16 protein-coding genes, 1 pseudogene and 1 riboswitch are annotated in these 15454 nt (G+C 41.6%); of the genes and pseudogenes, 12 read left to right on the top strand and 5 right to left on the bottom strand.

Annotated elements, in window-relative coordinates:
• The first annotated feature begins 193 nt into the window (after positions 1-193).
• Both ACR8BL_RS03750 and ACR8BL_RS03745 read left to right on the top strand, forming a co-directional pair.
• On the top strand, positions 194-529 hold the full coding sequence (locus ACR8BL_RS03750) for a DUF6979 family protein (RefSeq protein ID WP_434751377.1): 336 nt from the start codon (positions 194-196) through the stop codon (positions 527-529).
• Positions 519-632: a DUF6979 family protein gene (locus ACR8BL_RS03745; protein WP_434751376.1), complete on the top strand. Its 114-nt coding sequence runs from the start codon at positions 519-521 to the stop codon at positions 630-632. The genes ACR8BL_RS03750 and ACR8BL_RS03745 overlap by 11 nt, the downstream gene beginning before the upstream one ends.
• 224 nt (positions 633-856) lie before the next feature.
• Here the strand turns inward: ACR8BL_RS03745 and ACR8BL_RS03740 are convergent, their stop codons facing one another.
• The gene (locus ACR8BL_RS03740) at positions 857-1027 is read right to left on the bottom strand and encodes a hypothetical protein (RefSeq protein ID WP_434751375.1); all 171 of its coding nucleotides are present in this window, start codon (positions 1025-1027) and stop codon (positions 857-859) included.
• A gap of 238 nt (positions 1028-1265) precedes the next feature.
• On the opposite strand from ACR8BL_RS03740, the gene ACR8BL_RS03735 reads away from it, so the two are divergent.
• From ACR8BL_RS03735 to ACR8BL_RS03710, 6 genes and pseudogenes are all read left to right on the top strand, one after another.
• Positions 1266-1712: a helix-turn-helix domain-containing protein gene (locus ACR8BL_RS03735; RefSeq protein ID WP_434751374.1), complete on the top strand. Its 447-nt coding sequence runs from the start codon at positions 1266-1268 to the stop codon at positions 1710-1712.
• A gap of 99 nt (positions 1713-1811) precedes the next feature.
• On the top strand, positions 1812-2039 hold the full coding sequence (locus ACR8BL_RS03730) for a DUF1643 domain-containing protein (protein WP_434751373.1): 228 nt from the start codon (positions 1812-1814) through the stop codon (positions 2037-2039).
• Between the two features lie 44 nt (positions 2040-2083).
• Complete coding sequence (locus ACR8BL_RS03725) at positions 2084-2431, top strand: hypothetical protein (RefSeq protein ID WP_434756556.1); 348 nt, start codon at positions 2084-2086, stop codon at positions 2429-2431.
• Between the two features lie 701 nt (positions 2432-3132).
• Positions 3133-4086 (top strand): hypothetical protein, encoded by a 954-nt coding sequence (locus tag ACR8BL_RS03720; protein ID WP_434751371.1) that lies wholly within the window; start codon positions 3133-3135, stop codon positions 4084-4086.
• Positions 4087-4150: 64 nt separating this feature from the next.
• The gene (locus ACR8BL_RS03715) at positions 4151-4648 is read left to right on the top strand and encodes an SMI1/KNR4 family protein (RefSeq protein ID WP_434751370.1); all 498 of its coding nucleotides are present in this window, start codon (positions 4151-4153) and stop codon (positions 4646-4648) included.
• Between the two features lie 731 nt (positions 4649-5379).
• Positions 5380-5592 (top strand): annotated as a pseudogene (locus tag ACR8BL_RS03710) (YebC/PmpR family DNA-binding transcriptional regulator); the annotation flags it as partial.
• A gap of 162 nt (positions 5593-5754) precedes the next feature.
• Here ACR8BL_RS03710 and ACR8BL_RS03705 read toward each other — a convergent pair.
• The 4 genes from ACR8BL_RS03705 to ACR8BL_RS03690 form a co-directional block, all read right to left on the bottom strand.
• A complete protein-coding gene (locus ACR8BL_RS03705) occupies positions 5755-6249 on the bottom strand; it encodes a DMT family transporter (protein WP_434753001.1) in 495 nt (164 codons plus the stop codon).
• An 18-nt stretch (positions 6250-6267) separates the two neighbouring features.
• Positions 6268-6966, bottom strand: a complete 699-nt coding sequence (locus ACR8BL_RS03700; protein WP_434751368.1) for a Crp/Fnr family transcriptional regulator — start codon at positions 6964-6966, stop codon at positions 6268-6270.
• Between the two features lie 92 nt (positions 6967-7058).
• On the bottom strand, positions 7059-7484 hold the full coding sequence (locus ACR8BL_RS03695; RefSeq protein WP_434751367.1) for a DMT family transporter: 426 nt from the start codon (positions 7482-7484) through the stop codon (positions 7059-7061).
• 399 nt (positions 7485-7883) lie between these two features.
• The gene (locus ACR8BL_RS03690; RefSeq protein WP_434751366.1) at positions 7884-8708 is read right to left on the bottom strand and encodes a Nif3-like dinuclear metal center hexameric protein; all 825 of its coding nucleotides are present in this window, start codon (positions 8706-8708) and stop codon (positions 7884-7886) included.
• A gap of 391 nt (positions 8709-9099) precedes the next feature.
• Between ACR8BL_RS03690 and ACR8BL_RS03685 the strand changes: the two genes are divergently transcribed.
• The 4 genes from ACR8BL_RS03685 to ACR8BL_RS03670 all read left to right on the top strand — a co-directional run bounded on the left by ACR8BL_RS03685 (position 9100) and on the right by ACR8BL_RS03670 (position 15199).
• Positions 9100-9696 carry a biliverdin-producing heme oxygenase gene (locus ACR8BL_RS03685; RefSeq protein WP_434751365.1) on the top strand — a complete coding sequence of 199 codons (597 nt, stop codon included), beginning with the start codon at positions 9100-9102 and terminating at the stop codon, positions 9694-9696.
• A gap of 321 nt (positions 9697-10017) precedes the next feature.
• Positions 10018-11613: a TerB N-terminal domain-containing protein gene (locus ACR8BL_RS03680; protein WP_434756708.1), complete on the top strand. Its 1596-nt coding sequence runs from the start codon at positions 10018-10020 to the stop codon at positions 11611-11613.
• 5 nt (positions 11614-11618) lie between these two features.
• Positions 11619-12995, top strand: coding sequence for an ATP-binding protein (locus tag ACR8BL_RS03675; RefSeq protein ID WP_434751362.1), 1377 nt, complete (start codon positions 11619-11621; stop codon positions 12993-12995).
• A complete protein-coding gene (locus ACR8BL_RS03670; RefSeq protein WP_434751361.1) occupies positions 12992-15199 on the top strand; it encodes a DEAD/DEAH box helicase in 2208 nt (735 codons plus the stop codon). The genes ACR8BL_RS03675 and ACR8BL_RS03670 overlap by 4 nt, the downstream gene beginning before the upstream one ends.
• A 134-nt stretch (positions 15200-15333) precedes the next feature.
• A riboswitch (purine riboswitch) is annotated at positions 15334-15444 on the top strand.
• Positions 15445-15454 lie beyond the last annotated feature (10 nt).

Below are 15454 nucleotides of genomic sequence, written 5' to 3'. Positions count from 1 at the left end.
ATTTGAAAATGTTCTGGAATCATCCATTTTGTCACTCAGCGAGGGTATACATGCTAACTCCAAGTGATCCTTGTGATGATGTACGTTTTCCTAATTTGTATTGTATTTAACTCACTTTTTGTATGGGAAATATCCATATGAGGAGTGAGTTTTTTATGTTGTTTGAAGATGTTTACAAAGAGTTCTTTTTGATTTGGAGATCAAGAACTACAGTATTCGCACTATAAAAGGATATCGTAACAACAATAGGGCATTTCTAAATTACTTATGTAATGAATTTTCAGTTGTTGAAATAAAAGAAATCAACACCGAGGGAACATGGGCGCAGCGAAAAGGTTGCCCCAAAAATGCTTTTCTTGGTTTGTGTGAAGAGGGGCTGGTTCATAACATTGTTAGTGGTAGATACACTGAGAGAAGCGGGTCACAGAAGAACAAGAACTATGCTGTTAAAGCAGTTCGAATATGGATAGAAAAGCTTGATTTGGAAGTTAATAAGCTTGGGTTATGGAAAAACGGTTATGAATGGTGAACAGATGTCACATAACTCCCAAATGGATGTTGTGTTATCACTATGGAACAACAATTTGATTGTATCAGAGTATGTGGTAAAAGAAAGAATACGACAAAACTGAGTCAGATTTGACATCATTTTGTGTAATAATACTGAAAAATGAGTCAAATTTAACTGGATTCTGAAAATGAAATCTCAAAATGAAGTGAAATTTGACTCGTTATTGCTAAGTATAAACATAAAAACAGATAAAAAGAAAAACTTACTAAACAGAAAAGTAGTAAGTGGGTAGCTCTCGCTTAGCTCTAAAAGTTCAAGAACTATTAAAGCACCAACGCTCTATGGTTAGCTAATCTTCTCAAACCTCATATCTACTACATCGAAATCTTCTCCATCCCACTCACGAAGTTCTTTCCATATGTATATTCCGTCTTGGCAGATTACATATTTGTCTTTGGGTATCTCATCACTAACCTCCGCCCACCAGTTGATATCTTTACCAGTAGCGAGTCTCACATCCTCCTGTAGAAGTGGTAGTATGTCTTTTTCATCAAAAGTAATGATAAGTAAACGACCAACAACAGTTTTTTCACCTTGTTATATCGAGCGTGTTGAGCCTTCATAAGCATATGCTGATACTGAGTTGTTGTGGTTAAGAGTTTCAATGGTTTTCATGTATTAGTTCCCCCTAGTAGTGAGTAAAGCTTAGTTTCGAGACAAAATCGTGTTGTTAACACTGTATATATCTAAATACATGAGTTGTAAACATATTTTATGTGATTTTATTGTGTTGACTACATTTTTTTGTGTTGTGATGTTGATTCATCATATGAAGTCTCAAAATAAAAAAAGGTGGGATGAAACTTTGCATAACAGAATAAAAGCTATTCGAAAATACTTTGGTCTATCGCAAAGTACTTTTGGTGAAAAGTTAGGTGTGAGTAGAGATGTAATAAGCAATTTAGAATACAATCGTGTTCAGCCCAAAGAACCTCTTATAAAACATATATGTGAGCGTTACTCTGTTGATGAAAAGTGGCTGTTATCAGGTGAAGGTGAAATGATATCAAAAGGAAAATCTAGCAATAAGCTTATTGAAGAAGTTATCACGTTATTTAATCAGTTAGAGCCTGATTTTCAAGAATATTTCTTGGAATATATGAAGGGATTATCAGAGTTACAGTCCAAAGTAAGAAACTAACTGAAATTTCTTTCATAAGAGCTCTCCTTTGTTATTTACAGTGATAATCTAGAGTAATTTCAAAAATTTAAAATAACATTAAAAATAAGAAGGTGTTTTATGAAATATCCAAAGTTTGTTACTAACGTCGATTGCGAATTTGAGTCTTTTGCAAATCAAATTGATGCCAGATATAGCTTGACTGTGACTATAAATAAAAATCATGAAAATATAATGACTTATATCATGATGAATCCAAGTAAAGCGGATAAGACTGATGCGGACACAACAGTTAATAAAGTACTCTGCCTTGAAGCTGAAAATTTGCAAAAAAAATTGGAAAGGTAATTATAGTGAATTTATACTGCTTATATGAACCTAACTCAACGAAATTGAGTAACCTTTTAAGTGAAATTAGCGATAATGAGAGAGAGCAGAGTTCTAAAAGAAATAAAACGAGCATTGATGAGGCAATTTCAAATTCAAATTATATTGTTTTTGCTTGGGGAAATGTCCCTAAAGGAATAGCAGCGGCTGCTCACAATGGGGAAGTAAGTTTTGTCTATGAATGTATAAAGAAGAACAAGATGTTAAAGTCTGTTTACATATTGAAATCAAAAAAACACAATAACATATTGACTGTTGCAAAGCGCCCAAGACATCCAGGTCGAATGAAAATTAAAAAATATGTAAGATGCTTAAACTTGTCGATGAAAGGTTCATTTCTTGTAATTGAATAGAACGAATAGATTTCCATTTGAAATTATACTTTCAGTGTACAATAGATCGCAAAGTCTTTTGAAACTACGTTTAACTAATTTAAGGATAATCTTAGCATTTTACTTATAAGTATTAAGGCGTATACCTGTCAGTAGATTAGGCTAATTACTTGTCGGTTTTCCGCGTTAATGCTTTATTTGTGGTTACCAAATGAAATCTAGATTTCATTTGAGTGGGGGGATAGTTACAACTTTTCATGTGATGTCTGAGCTGTCTGGAGTACGGGGCACACCAACAGATCGATCTTAAAGGTAACATGACTATTCTCCAAACATAAAACAGAGCTGAGGTTATCCTGCGGCTCTGTTTTATGTTAATTATTAGATTCATATTCCATTTCAACCATACGTATAAGTTCTGAAGGCTTGATTTGAAATAAACAAAAAACAAGTATATAATTGAAAGATTTTTATTTATTAACTGTAATGTAAGTATATTTTTTCTATTTTACTATATTTTCCAAGTTGAGTATTCAAGGATTATATGTATTGACAGATATATAAAGCACGTCTTCGTTTTGTTGAGATATAAAGTAAAATAGAATATCTATATCTTTATATTTTATTATATGGTAAAATATACAATATTATGTAAATAGGAGGTGGAAAAACGCTTTCATTGTTAGTCATCAATGTAAATTGAATGAAGGAGCCATAATAATATGAAAAAGTTCAAAAATTATCTATTAAGTTTTCTCACTGCAACACTAGTTGCAACGTTACTGCCTTTATCCGTTAATGCTGAACAGGATTTAAACAATGAAGTTGTAGTGTTAGACGTACAGGGGAATAATGAAATTTCTTTTGTGGAACCAGCCGTTGTCAATAATGTCCAAAGTGAAAATCCGAATGAGATTGAAGAGGTTCAATACTTATTGAGCTATGACAAAGTTACAGGAGCACAGTCCACTCGTATGCTTGAGCCAAACGAAACCATTGAATCACTTAATCGAGTAACCCCTATGGCTCAAGGTGGTGTAGTATATGGTGTCTTGCTGACTCCAATCGAAGGTGCATCAGAAGCTGATCTCTTATTTCGCATCAATGGATTTATAGGTTCAAAGCCAAATAGGATTGATTTAACCTACACTCTCTATCGGGGCATCCAGCGTGGAACAACTGGAACAAGTGTTGGGGCATGTACTGCAATAATACAAGGCATCTTAAATGTTAAGGAAGGTAAAACGGTTACTTGCACGAAGAAGTTATCCCAAACAGGATTTTATTTTGGTGAAGCTAAATTAACCATAAAAAATATTCTTGGTGTCGTCATGGGGACAGATAGCGCACAAACAAGACAAATTCTAACCAACAAACACGCTGCTGTTTATCCTTTCCACTATGATCCTTACTCTAACAGAACTATGGAAGAGCCAGCAAGAGCAGATTGGGCAAGAACAACTTCAGTTCCTTGGACTTCTGATGATCGTTATAAATATATTAAAGAATATAGCGAAAAATTTCCAAATAACGGATGGAACTGGAGCGGAAATGTTACACATACACACCATGTAAGGCCACGTAATCTTGGTGGCACTAATGCATTTGGTAATATTATCCCTATTCCAGCAAGAGTCCATGAATCAATTGTAAGTCCTTGGTTCGTAGGGTATTAATATGATAAACTGGCTTTATAGGGACAATACCTATAAAGCCAGTTTTTTAAGAAGGAGTGATGAAATGTCAGTAATCAAAGCATTCAGAGAAATGTCTATTCAGAATGATGGGCGAATTGATATAATTACATATTCTGGGAAAATTACTGTTATTAACAAATTTAAACCAAGTGCTACTGAAGATAAAATTAAAGAGCTTACCAATTATTTTTCAACTTCACTACCTTCAGATTACATAAGTTTCTTACGCGAAAGCAACGGAGCGTCCTTATTTGAACATCTTGAATATGGTGGGGAAAACTTTTTATATTCCGTACAAGATGTCATGTATTATAATGAAGCTTCAGATAGGAGAATTGTCATAGCGAACATCTTAGAAGATCGTATTTTAATTGACTTAGACCGCTGGAGCACTCAGAATCAAGAATATTTACTGCTTTGCGAAAGTTCAAATCCTGTAGAGTACTCTGGCGATTTTCATAGCAACTTTGAAACATGGCTAGAGCGGTTTATCATCGCTCAAGGATCAAAGTTTTGGTACTGGAGAACGGATCGTATATGAATTAAACAAACTATAAGAACACCAGTCGTTATGAAAAAAAGACTGGTGTTTTTTTATAAGTATTTAACGAAATTGTCAAACCAATGACAGGCAACAATGTTACACCGATAGTGGAATTATTCTTTGGATTTGATCGTGTTCGTAGACTGGAAAAGGAAATATTAAAATTGAAAGAGGCATTAGAACAATATCTATTCATCAAGCTTGATGCTGATGGGTCCTTATTAATTAATGAAAAAGTATCAATTATACTACTAATCAAGTGACTATTGCTGAAGATTTAACCTATTGGGTAAATTGTAACAACCCTGATGTGTACAAAGATCCTAACTCAGAACAAGTAGTGAACCAGATTACTGGAATAAGAAAAATAGCAGTGTTGAAGGTCGACAAAGACTGGATTTTAATCAAATTCAAATTGAATGATAATGATGTTTCTTTTGGATGGATGAAAAAGGATGTTTTAACAAGAAACAAATTTAATTAAGAATTACGATGAAAACTAAGTACATTAAATTGAAGATTTTGTATGGAAATGCTTTAGTAGTATCTAAGTTTAGTTTTTAATTTGTCCACTTTTGTTTCACTTTTGTCATTTAATCCCAACTCTCAAACAATCGTTTAAATAATAAAGATGGATATACATACTAACTATGATGGTAAAATCATTCATAATTGGGTGTGATAAACGTATTAAATTCCATACAAAAAGTGAGCGTAACAAACTATAGATCGTAAACGCAGAACCGGATCAATTCCACGCGGTACAAGAAGCATTCAAAGCTGCGGGTGTTACTGAGTTCACAGTAGCCGAGCTAACGATGCTTGCGCAAAACCACATTGAACTGCCTGCGGATGCCCAAGTTCAGTTCGAGAAGTTGATCGATGCGCTTGAAGACCTAGAAGATGTGCAGCAGGTGTATCATAACGTGGAGTTTGTGTGAGCGGGCAAGCGACTGCGATTAACTCCTTCAGATATTTTGATTGGGTTACCCATTTTTTCGAGCAATATACTTAACTTATTTATTTATGCTCTACAATGTATGAATTGAAAAAGAGTGTCTATCCAATCCAGTCCGATTGGGAGACACTCTTTTTCGCTATATTTAAGACTTGCTTGCTACAGGGTGAGCTGACTTATCCGATGAATCGGATGTTTCTTTGTGTAGTCCGCCAAACTTGAATAGTACAATGCCACCTACAATAACAAGTACACCAATGAGTTGATTCCATGAGAACGGAATTTTCTCCAGGCCGAGCCAGCCCATAGCATCAAAAAGTAAAGCAAAGCTTAACTGAGAGGTTAACACGATGGAAATCGCATAGGTTGGACCGAGCAACTTCATGCCTTGAACGAGACAGAAGACTACCCCAACGCCAATTACACCGCTCAGCCAGTACCATGATTGCATATGCTGAAAGCTAAATGTATTTTTACCTTCAACAAGTAAAGAAATCAGAAAAGAAGCGATAAATCCAGTAAACAGCACCAGTGTTGTAGTAGACCATGAACCAGTGCGTTCATTGACTTTACTATTAAATATCGTTTGCAGACTGACCAGTGAACCGGCCAGCAGTGCAAGCAAAATACCTGTGATGATCATGCGTATCCTAACTCCTTATTCATAAATGTTATGCCCGGCGATGTTCCGCAGGCCTGCCCGATTTTTGATTCGGATTAATCCCTGATGCCGTTCAATATAACCGTCCGCACATAACTTCTGGATAACCCGATTCAAATGGCGATAACTGGTGCCGATCAGGTTGGCGATATCCGTCAGGTTGAAGGCGTCAAGTTCCTCGTGTAATACAGTGTTGCCTTCATCGGTCGAGATGGAAAGCAAATAACTGGCTAAACGAATCTCCACCGGATACATCAGATTAAAATTGGAAAAGTTTGAATCTATGTAAAACTTGTGCGAGATGATTTTTAGCAAAAATTGTAATAAAGGTGCGTAATCACTGGCAAGCTCAGTGAGCCACCGATAATGAATACGCAGCATCACAACAGGGGACACCGCCTGAACGGTGTTCACGATGTTACTTTCACGCACATATTCGATGTCACCGACGACTTCAAGCGGGGTTTTGAAACAGAGCACCAGTGTTTTGTCTTGCGGAGAGGTGGTGAAAATTTTAATTTTCCCCTCAACCAGTACATATAAGTATTCGGAAGCCTCGCCTTCACGGCAGATCAGCTCACATGTTTCAAAATGACATAAGGTCATATGTGCACGCAGGTGCTCGTGAAAAACCGCCTCCAATTGATACTGCTTCAAATATTGCATCATTTGCTGCGGATGTTGAATCTCTTCCATGCGGTTCACACCTCTGCGTTCATTCGGATTTTGGGAAAAGCTATTATATCTAGGTGTCTATCTTAGCTTATGTGCCATATAGTCAGTACAGGTTACAGCTTCATAATGATGACACCGGCGATCATTAGAGCAATGCCCAAAAATTGTGGCAGCTTCATTTTTTGTTTGATCACGCCAAACCAACCGTTACTGTCGATTAAAAAGGTCAGAAACAATTGTGCAATCAGCAGAGCCGAGATCGTAAAGGTCACACCCATCTGCTGAATCGCGGTGACCTCGCTGAATATAATAACGGCACCAAATGCGCCTCCGGCAAGATACATCGGTTTAACTTGTTTAATTCCCTGAAGATTGGCGTCACGCGTAAACATCAGAATGATCGCCGCGAGTATAAATCCCGTCAATTGGGTAATCGTGGCGGCTTGCCATGTGCCCATATCTGTACTGATTCGGGTGTTAGCAACCCCTTGCAGCGTAATGCAGGCTCCGCCCAGAAGGGCAAAAATAATTCCTCTCATCTTTCTTCGTACGCTCCTTCAATACATGTCTTTGACCTCTATTAAATGATAAATGAGTTACACTCGCCAAGGACAAATGTCCTGAGCCTGAAATTTACAGCATTTAGCGTACACTAAAGCCTTGGTAAAATCCAGGAAGGGTGAGAATTATGAGGATGCAACAGCTGAAAAAAAATGAGTTAGTTGAGGAGGTGCCGCAAGAAAGGTGCGGTTAGGTGACAGATGCGAATAGGGGAGATTGAAGCAAATGAGCAAACAGGCACGAAGGCAGAAGGGATAACATTCATATGTGGGGTAACGATCACCAGGGATGCTATTCTACCGAAAATGGGTTCAAAACCTTGGTTCTGCGGCAAAATCGAAGAAATAAGTTCTCTGATGATCGTTAGCAGTAAAAACCTATAACACCTTAAACACAGGCTCTTCCTTCACAAAAGTAACTTTGACCCCTGGGATAGACTTATCCAGACTTTCTGCCAAAATTCTCATTCCGGGTGCCTCACTTTCGGCATGTCCAACCATAATGAGCGCCTTCGATTTACCTTGCTGCACAGCATCACGAATATACTCTGGCGTTTCCCATTCAAACCCCTCGCCTGCGATAATCAAATCCACTTGTTCGTTCTGAAACAGGGGGATTGTGACGTGTCCGTTTCCGCGAAAGCCGACCAGAACCGCAGCGCGTCTGCAAACGATTTCAGGATTACCCGCAATGCGAACATAGTCGATCCCTAAACAATTCTTCAATTGCTGGGCAATTGCATGCACTGTAATCCCCTCTGTAAATGTTACGAGATCCGATTCAGTTGTGCGCTGGCTCAGGTAAGTAGTCCACCCGAGTTCCTGGATGAGTCCATCGGTAATGCCATCCGGCTCGAAACAGTGAATAATATCATGACAGCGAAAGATGGCAATGCCTGCTTGATCAATTAAGTTTCTTTTATACGTATAAACGGAGTCGTTCTTCAGCCAATCAGTAGCGCTGTGATGATTATAAAACGGGGATTCATGGGCGATAATCAGATTGGCTCCTAGCTGAATAGCTTGTTCAATGACATGTTGTGTGGGCATAAAAGCAACAACTATTCCTGATACAACTTGATCCGGTGAACCCGTGATCAGTTGATCCACAGTATTGTCCGGCAAAGTGATCCCCTCTGTGAGGTGGAGCATGATCTCTTGCACCGTAAGTTCCTTTGGTTCCGTCATATCTTTCATTTTCATCAGATTCATTCCTCCAAAATAAGGATATAGTGTTAGTGTATCATCTTTAATACTAAAAACCAGCTATACAGACGATACTTCTTTACCCTGAAAATGATGGGTCTTTTTCGGCAGTGATGATGGCTTATGAATGACTAACTCATGCCGAAGCTAACAACGAGTACAGAACAAATACAAACCTTCAATAAAATGAGCGAATGCCCCTAAGTTACCCTAACAACGAAGGCGTACACTTACCTGATAAGCCATTGAATTCATGTAGTTTTCTAGTACGAGAAAAAGTATACTTACATAGAGTCTTTTTGAATCAATTTAATTTTCTATAATTAATATAGATTTGGACATTACTCTGCTACTGGATTTACGTCACTATACGAAAGGGGACAACTACATGACGTCCTTAAATATTATGGAACGTTTGAAGACTGAGACAGCACATTACCATAGACAAGTAGAGCAGAACCCGTATGCAAAAGCGATTATGGATTCGACTATAACGATTGAACAATATAGAGCGTATTTGGAGAAATTCTACGGTTTCCTGAAACCGCTGGAGGATCAAGCGGTAACGCTGCCTTTTTGGGCAGAAACAGGATTGGATATCGGTATAAGAGGAAAGGCTGGTTTATTAGAGCAGGATCTAATGAATCTTGGCGCAAGTGAGGAGCAAATCAAGCAAATTCCACGGTGCAACGACAACAATTTACCCGATATTTCCACACCTGAAGGACTTTTCGGATATCTGTACGTTATCGAAGGTTCGACCAATGGGGGTCAGATTATGACCAAACGTTTGTCGCAATTTTTGCCTATAGAAGCAGATCATGGACTACAATATTTCAACGCATACGGAGTGGAGACGCGCACCAGATGGAGCGAGTTTATACAACTATTACAACAGTCCATTCATACACCCGAAGAACAAGACATCACCGTGTTCACGGCTTCGGAGACATTCCGGCTGCTGGATCAGTGGATTAATACGTAAAACGATTAGCGAATAAGCCTTGCCGATCAATAAAGCTTTTGACGCACAACAGGCGTTGTACCGGGCAAAGGATGAAGGCAAAAATCGTACGCGAGTTGTTTGAGTGTAGTTGATAAGTCCGCACGGAATATCAAAAATAATGGTTAGATGGTATGCAAAATAAAGGGCAAATACTTGATGGAAAAGAGGGCAGTCATGCCTTCTTTTTTGTGTTACAAAAATGTGTGAGTTTGCCACCCGCAAAAGCTGGACAAGTGTTATAATGATGCGTATGGATACACGTGTTCGTATTTTGTGGTGAAAGAGGTGAATTTCATTTTGATGAGGGATCATTCGGAACAGCTGGAATTTATGGAGATTGATCTGAGTGAAGAAGCAGAAACGGCCTCGATTCGGATACCGGATCGTTCATCTCTAGTGAACCAGAGTCGTCAACCACACAGGCCGCAGGGAGCTATATTGTCTTCGGAGAAGCGATTTGTGGAGGAGGCCAGTCGGCTTGAGGAAGTTACGGGTGAAGAAACTGCATCTGTTCCGTTTATGAGCTACTGGCCAACGTATGGGGTGATGAATGATGCACAGCTGAAGTGGTATTTGTATTGGAGAACAGAGGTGCGCCAGGGAATATACCTGGATGTCGACCTCTCATATCTGTTTGTTCATGTTTATGAGTTGATTAATGGGATCGGCTGGTTGCAACCAGAGGATGGTTATCATCAATTAAAACGATTATGGTTGAATTACCGAGAGCGGCTTCCTCAGTTTCATGTTTATATGCAGGAGTGGGTGGTTGACTACGTTTTGGTTCACGATCTACATGCATTTCTTCGTGATGTGATGATGCTTTCGGATGGTTATTTGCCATCACCATTGATGGACAAGGAATTACAACAGGTGTTACAGGAGAATGTCGCTGAGGTAACGCTGGATATGTTGAAATGGTATTATGACTATGATGTCACGCTAAATACCTTTTATCGGGATGGCGGCAAAGAATGGATGGAACGATATGTGCCCAAAGTGATGGCTGTGATGGATTCGTATTTGAAGCGGACGCAACAAAGAGGGCTGTTGCCTGAGCTTGAACCGAAAGCCGAGCAGACGGTAAAGCGTACGCTGTTTCAGAAAGCGGTGTATGACGAGTCCATTTACGGCAGAATAGTTACGTTCACTCATTTTCCTCTCATATTGGAACGAGAATTTGTGGAGAGGTTAACCCGGATATACCGCTGTACGGAAAATAAGATACGTGAAATGAGAGGCTTTCGGGGCCGTCTGCGAGGTAAAACGCTGGAACCTGAGCTTGCCGGTGTAATTGAACGTTATCTGGATAGAGCTTTGGCGATGGAACAAGCGGAAACCGTAACTGCGCCGGTTATTCAGATTGATACGGCAAAACTGGCTTCTTTGCAGGAGGATAGCGAATATGTGCGTAAGGCGCTGACCATCGAAGAGAATGAAGCTCCTGCATCAGTTGATGTTGAACTGAAGCCGACTGAGGTTCCAGATGAAGCTGAATCTCCTCATCCAAGGCAAATGACTCATGCTGAGTCACTATCCTCAGAACAGCTAGAAGGTTCACGGGTGATAAGGGACAACACAGTTATGCCATCTGAGAATTCAGCTCCAAGAAATGAGCTGCTTCTATGGGACGAAACTGCAGAACTAGATATACCGGAAGAATGGCAAGAGTTTGCCGAACGACTGGAGTCCCGGCATGTGAGAGCCATCCACGTCTTGCTTGGTGATCATCCGGATCACGATGTGATGCGACTTGCAGAAGAACTGGGAACGATGCCTGCGCTTTTGCTGGATGAAATTAATGATGTGGCGATGGAAACCATCGGAGATTTGCTGGTTGATGGTGACCGAATCGTCCCTGATTATATCGAACTATTTGAACATGTGAAGAGGTGATTGATATGACCGAGCATAAATCAACCGAAACTAGGCCCAATCAGCTTAAAATCCCGAAGCGTTTGACCACCGCACTTGTGAATTCATTAACGGCAGGTGTTGTGCCGCGTATTGGTCTCGAACAGATTGCTGTAGGACGAAAGCCGGAAGTGGAGGCGATCCTACACGATTTGGATAACATTGCTGAAGGCGGTGCGGCGTTTAAGCTGATTACAGGCCGGTATGGCAGCGGTAAAAGCTTTCTTTTGCAGATGATTCGCAACTATGCGATGGATCGGGAATTTGTGGTTGCGGACGCGGATCTATCTCCAGAGCGCAGACTTGTCGGCACGAAGGGTCAGGGCCTTGCAACGTATCGTGAGCTGATGACACGATTGTCTACACGCACACGGCCGGATGGCGGGGCGTTAGAGCCTATTTTGCAAAAATGGATCGCAGGTTTGCAGCAGGCAACGATGAACAATTTTAATTTACGCCCGGATGATCCTGCGCTGCCGCTGGAGGTAGAGAAGCAGATTTACCTGGTGACGGGGGAGATGCAGAACCTGGTTCACGGTTTTGATTTTGCCAAGGTGCTGGCGTCTTATTGGAACGGGTACAAGCTTGCTGATGATGACCAGAAACAGTCGGCATTGCGCTGGCTTCGAGGTGAATATGCAACGAAAACGGAGGCAAAGAAAGAGCTGTCCGTGGGCGTTATTATTGATGATGACAACTGGTATGACTATTTTAAATTGTGGTCTGAATTTACGGCACGTATCGGTTACAAAGGACTGTTGCTTTTTATTGATGAAGCGGTGAACCTGTATAAAATTACAAATAGCGTCTCACGCCAAAGCAATTACGAGAAGCTATTAACGATGTTTAATGATACGATGCAGGGTAAGGCGGAGCATCTGGGTATTTTTGTCGGGGGAACCCCTCAGTTTGTGGAGGATGAGCGTCGTGGTTTGTACAGTTATGAAGCACTTCGCTCCAGACTTATTGATGGTCGTTATGCAACAAGTGCGTATGCGAATTATACGGGGCCTATCATTAAGCTGGCCATGCTGTCGCATGAAGAGATTTTGATTTTACTGCAGAAACTGCGCCAGATTCATGCACTTCATTTTGCCTACACGGCAAGTTTGAGTGACGAACAATTAATTGATTTTATGCAAATAGCTGTGAACCGTTTGGGTGCAGATGAACTTCTGACAACACGAGAAGTGGTACGCGACTTTATGGATGTGCTGCATACGCTGCATCAGAATCCCGAAGTTACTTACGAGCAGTTGCTTGGTGAGCGTGTAGCACAGACAAACAGTTCGGGTCGGGGAACGTCCGGTTCGGCGCATGAGTCGGATGAGCTGGATGATTTTCTGGCGGAGTTTGAGTTATGAGTGAAAACCCAAATCCATTCTATAGATTGGCTCCGTTTGTGCAGGAATTTATTTATAAAAAAAGATGGGAATCCTTGCGACCTGCCCAGATTGAGGCATGTAACATTTGTTTTCATACTCCGCATCACATGCTTATTGCAGCGGGTACAGCTTCCGGCAAGACGGAGGCTGCGTTTTTCCCTGCATTAACTGAACTGTATGACGAGCCCTCCAAGTCGGTGGGTATTCTGTATATTGGGCCGTTGAAAGCACTGATTAATGACCAGTTCGAACGACTGAAAGATTTGCTCACTGAAGGTAATATTCCTGTCTGGCATTGGCATGGAGATGTGTCCCAGGCAGAGAAAACCAAACTGATGAAGAATCCATCAGGGGTACTGCAGATTACGCCTGAATCGCTGGAAGGACTGCTGATGAATCGTCCCAATGCGATTCCTGCGCTTTTTCACGATCTGCGCTATGTCATTATTGATGAGGTACATGCGTTCATGGGGGCGGATCGGGGCATTCAGGTATTAAGCCAACTGGCTCGAATCGAACGTATGGCTGGTTGTGTTCCTCGAAGAGTCGGACTGTCGGCTACGCTCAGCGATTATGATGCAGCGACAGCTTGGCTTGCGGCAGGAACACGGCAAGGAGTGAATGTGGTATCTTCCCCGGGCGGGCGCAAGCTGAGGCTGCGGGTAGAGCATTTTTCCTTCCCGGATGCACAGAACGAGGAGCAGGCAGAGCAGCTTCATCATGCGCGTAAATCCTACTACGACTTTATTTATGAGAGTACACATCGTAAAAAAGCACTCATCTTCACCAACAGTCGCACAGATGCGGAAGTTACGATTCTGGAGATGCGGCGCGTTGCGGCACGCAGAGAAGAACGGGATGTGTTCCATGTGCATCATGGAAGCATTTCGGCCATGCTGAGAGAAGAGACGGAAGCCGCATTGCGGACAGGTGCTGGCCCGGCTGTAGCTGCCGCGACCGTTACGCTCGAACTGGGCATTGACCTGGGTGAACTGGAGCGGGTTGTGCAACTCGGTGCACCCTACAGTGCTTCAAGTTTCGTTCAGCGTCTTGGTCGTTCGGGCAGGCGTGATGCCATGGCTTCGGAGATGCTTTTTGTATGCCCGGAGGAAGAGGATGAGGAAGCGCAGATACCTGCCCGGATGCCATGGACACTTATGCGCGCCATCGCCGTTATTGAGCTGTATGTTAAAACCAAATGGGTAGAGCCGCTAGAGGCTCGTAAAATGCCCATTGGAGTCCTCTATCACCAGACAATGAGCATGCTGAAAAGTATGGGGGAGGCCGAGCCAAGAGAGCTTGCAGTCGCGATCCTCTCCCTGGCGCCTTTTTCAGAGATTACACCGGATCACTATCAAACCTTCCTGAATTATCTGATCGACACAGATCATCTGCAATGGACGGAGGAACAGACGTTAATTATCGGACTCACGGGTGAAAAGATCGTGAATAACTATCGCTTCTACGCCGTGTTTAAGGACGATGAAGAGCATAAAGTACTGAACGGATCGGAAGAGATTGGATCGATCACGACCGTGCCTCCGCCGGGTTATTGTTTCTCGCTTGCAGGTAAACTGTGGAAGGTGGAAGAGGTGGATCACAAGCATAAGGCCGTGTACGTGAAGTCTGCGAAAGGAAAAGTGGATACACTTTGGCTTGGTGCAGGTGGGGATATTCATACTGAGGTTGTACAAAAAATGCGTGAGGTGCTGTCCGATTCGGTGATTTATCCGTATTTGTCACCACAAGCCGTCAACCGGCTGGAGCGTGCACGTCGCCTTGCTCGAGAGAGTGGGCTGCTCAAGCAGGTTGTCATTCCGGCAGGCGGTGATGCAATGTATGTGTTGCCTTGGGTGGGCAGCAAAGCATTTCGTACGCTGGAGCGGTTGATGAAACATAATTTGTCTGGAAGGCTGGCTTTGCGTTCCGTCGTGCCGATGGAGCCATATTATTTTGTGGTATCAGGCAAAGTGGACGAACGAACCTTGTTAGCCGAGATGATGAGCGAGTGTCGAATGGCTCAGGACGCATCTGACCTGCTTGCTGAGGATGAAGCGCCTTATCTTGGCAAATACGATGAGTTTATCGCACCGCCTTTGATTCGGGAAGCTTTTGCAATCGATGGATTGGATCTGGAAGGATTAAAATCGGGGTTGCAGAAAACACTGGAATGGGAAAGTTAGAGCAGACGTGGAACGGGAAAATTAGAATGGAAAGTTTGAATTTTTAAAGTTTAATTTGTAAATAAATTAGAAATGGGTTGACACCACCTTACCCCCCCATGTAATATATGAAAAGTCGTCACACATGAGCGATATTTAAATTGCATACTTCATTTCGTATAACCTCGCAGGCCGAAAGTGTACACAGGGCGAGGGTCTCTACGGGAAGCCTATACTTCCTAACTACGATGCCAAGGAATCAATACATTCCTTGCT

This window comes from Paenibacillus amylolyticus, from assembly GCF_051136285.1.
GTDB lineage: Bacteria > Bacillota > Bacilli > Paenibacillales > Paenibacillaceae > Paenibacillus > Paenibacillus amylolyticus_F.
The sequence above is the reverse complement of the archived record's forward strand: the minus strand, read 5'-3'. Positions and strand labels throughout refer to the sequence as shown.

Coding starts and splice junctions, on each gene's coding strand:
- ACR8BL_RS03745 (WP_434751376.1), top strand. CDS start 519: ATGAATGGTGAACAGATGTCACATAACTCCCAAATGGATGTTGTGTTA.
- ACR8BL_RS03735 (WP_434751374.1), top strand. CDS start 1,266: ATGAGTTGTAAACATATTTTATGTGATTTTATTGTGTTGACTACATTT.
- ACR8BL_RS03730 (WP_434751373.1), top strand. CDS start 1,812: ATGAAATATCCAAAGTTTGTTACTAACGTCGATTGCGAATTTGAGTCT.
- ACR8BL_RS03720 (WP_434751371.1), top strand. CDS start 3,133: ATGAAAAAGTTCAAAAATTATCTATTAAGTTTTCTCACTGCAACACTA.
- ACR8BL_RS03715 (WP_434751370.1), top strand. CDS start 4,151: ATGTCAGTAATCAAAGCATTCAGAGAAATGTCTATTCAGAATGATGGG.
- ACR8BL_RS03700 (WP_434751368.1), bottom strand. CDS start 6,966: ATGGAAGAGATTCAACATCCGCAGCAAATGATGCAATATTTGAAGCAG.
- ACR8BL_RS03695 (WP_434751367.1), bottom strand. CDS start 7,484: ATGAGAGGAATTATTTTTGCCCTTCTGGGCGGAGCCTGCATTACGCTG.
- ACR8BL_RS03690 (WP_434751366.1), bottom strand. CDS start 8,708: ATGAAAATGAAAGATATGACGGAACCAAAGGAACTTACGGTGCAAGAG.
- ACR8BL_RS03685 (WP_434751365.1), top strand. CDS start 9,100: ATGACGTCCTTAAATATTATGGAACGTTTGAAGACTGAGACAGCACAT.
- ACR8BL_RS03680 (WP_434756708.1), top strand. CDS start 10,018: ATGAGGGATCATTCGGAACAGCTGGAATTTATGGAGATTGATCTGAGT.
- ACR8BL_RS03675 (WP_434751362.1), top strand. CDS start 11,619: ATGACCGAGCATAAATCAACCGAAACTAGGCCCAATCAGCTTAAAATC.
- ACR8BL_RS03670 (WP_434751361.1), top strand. CDS start 12,992: ATGAGTGAAAACCCAAATCCATTCTATAGATTGGCTCCGTTTGTGCAG.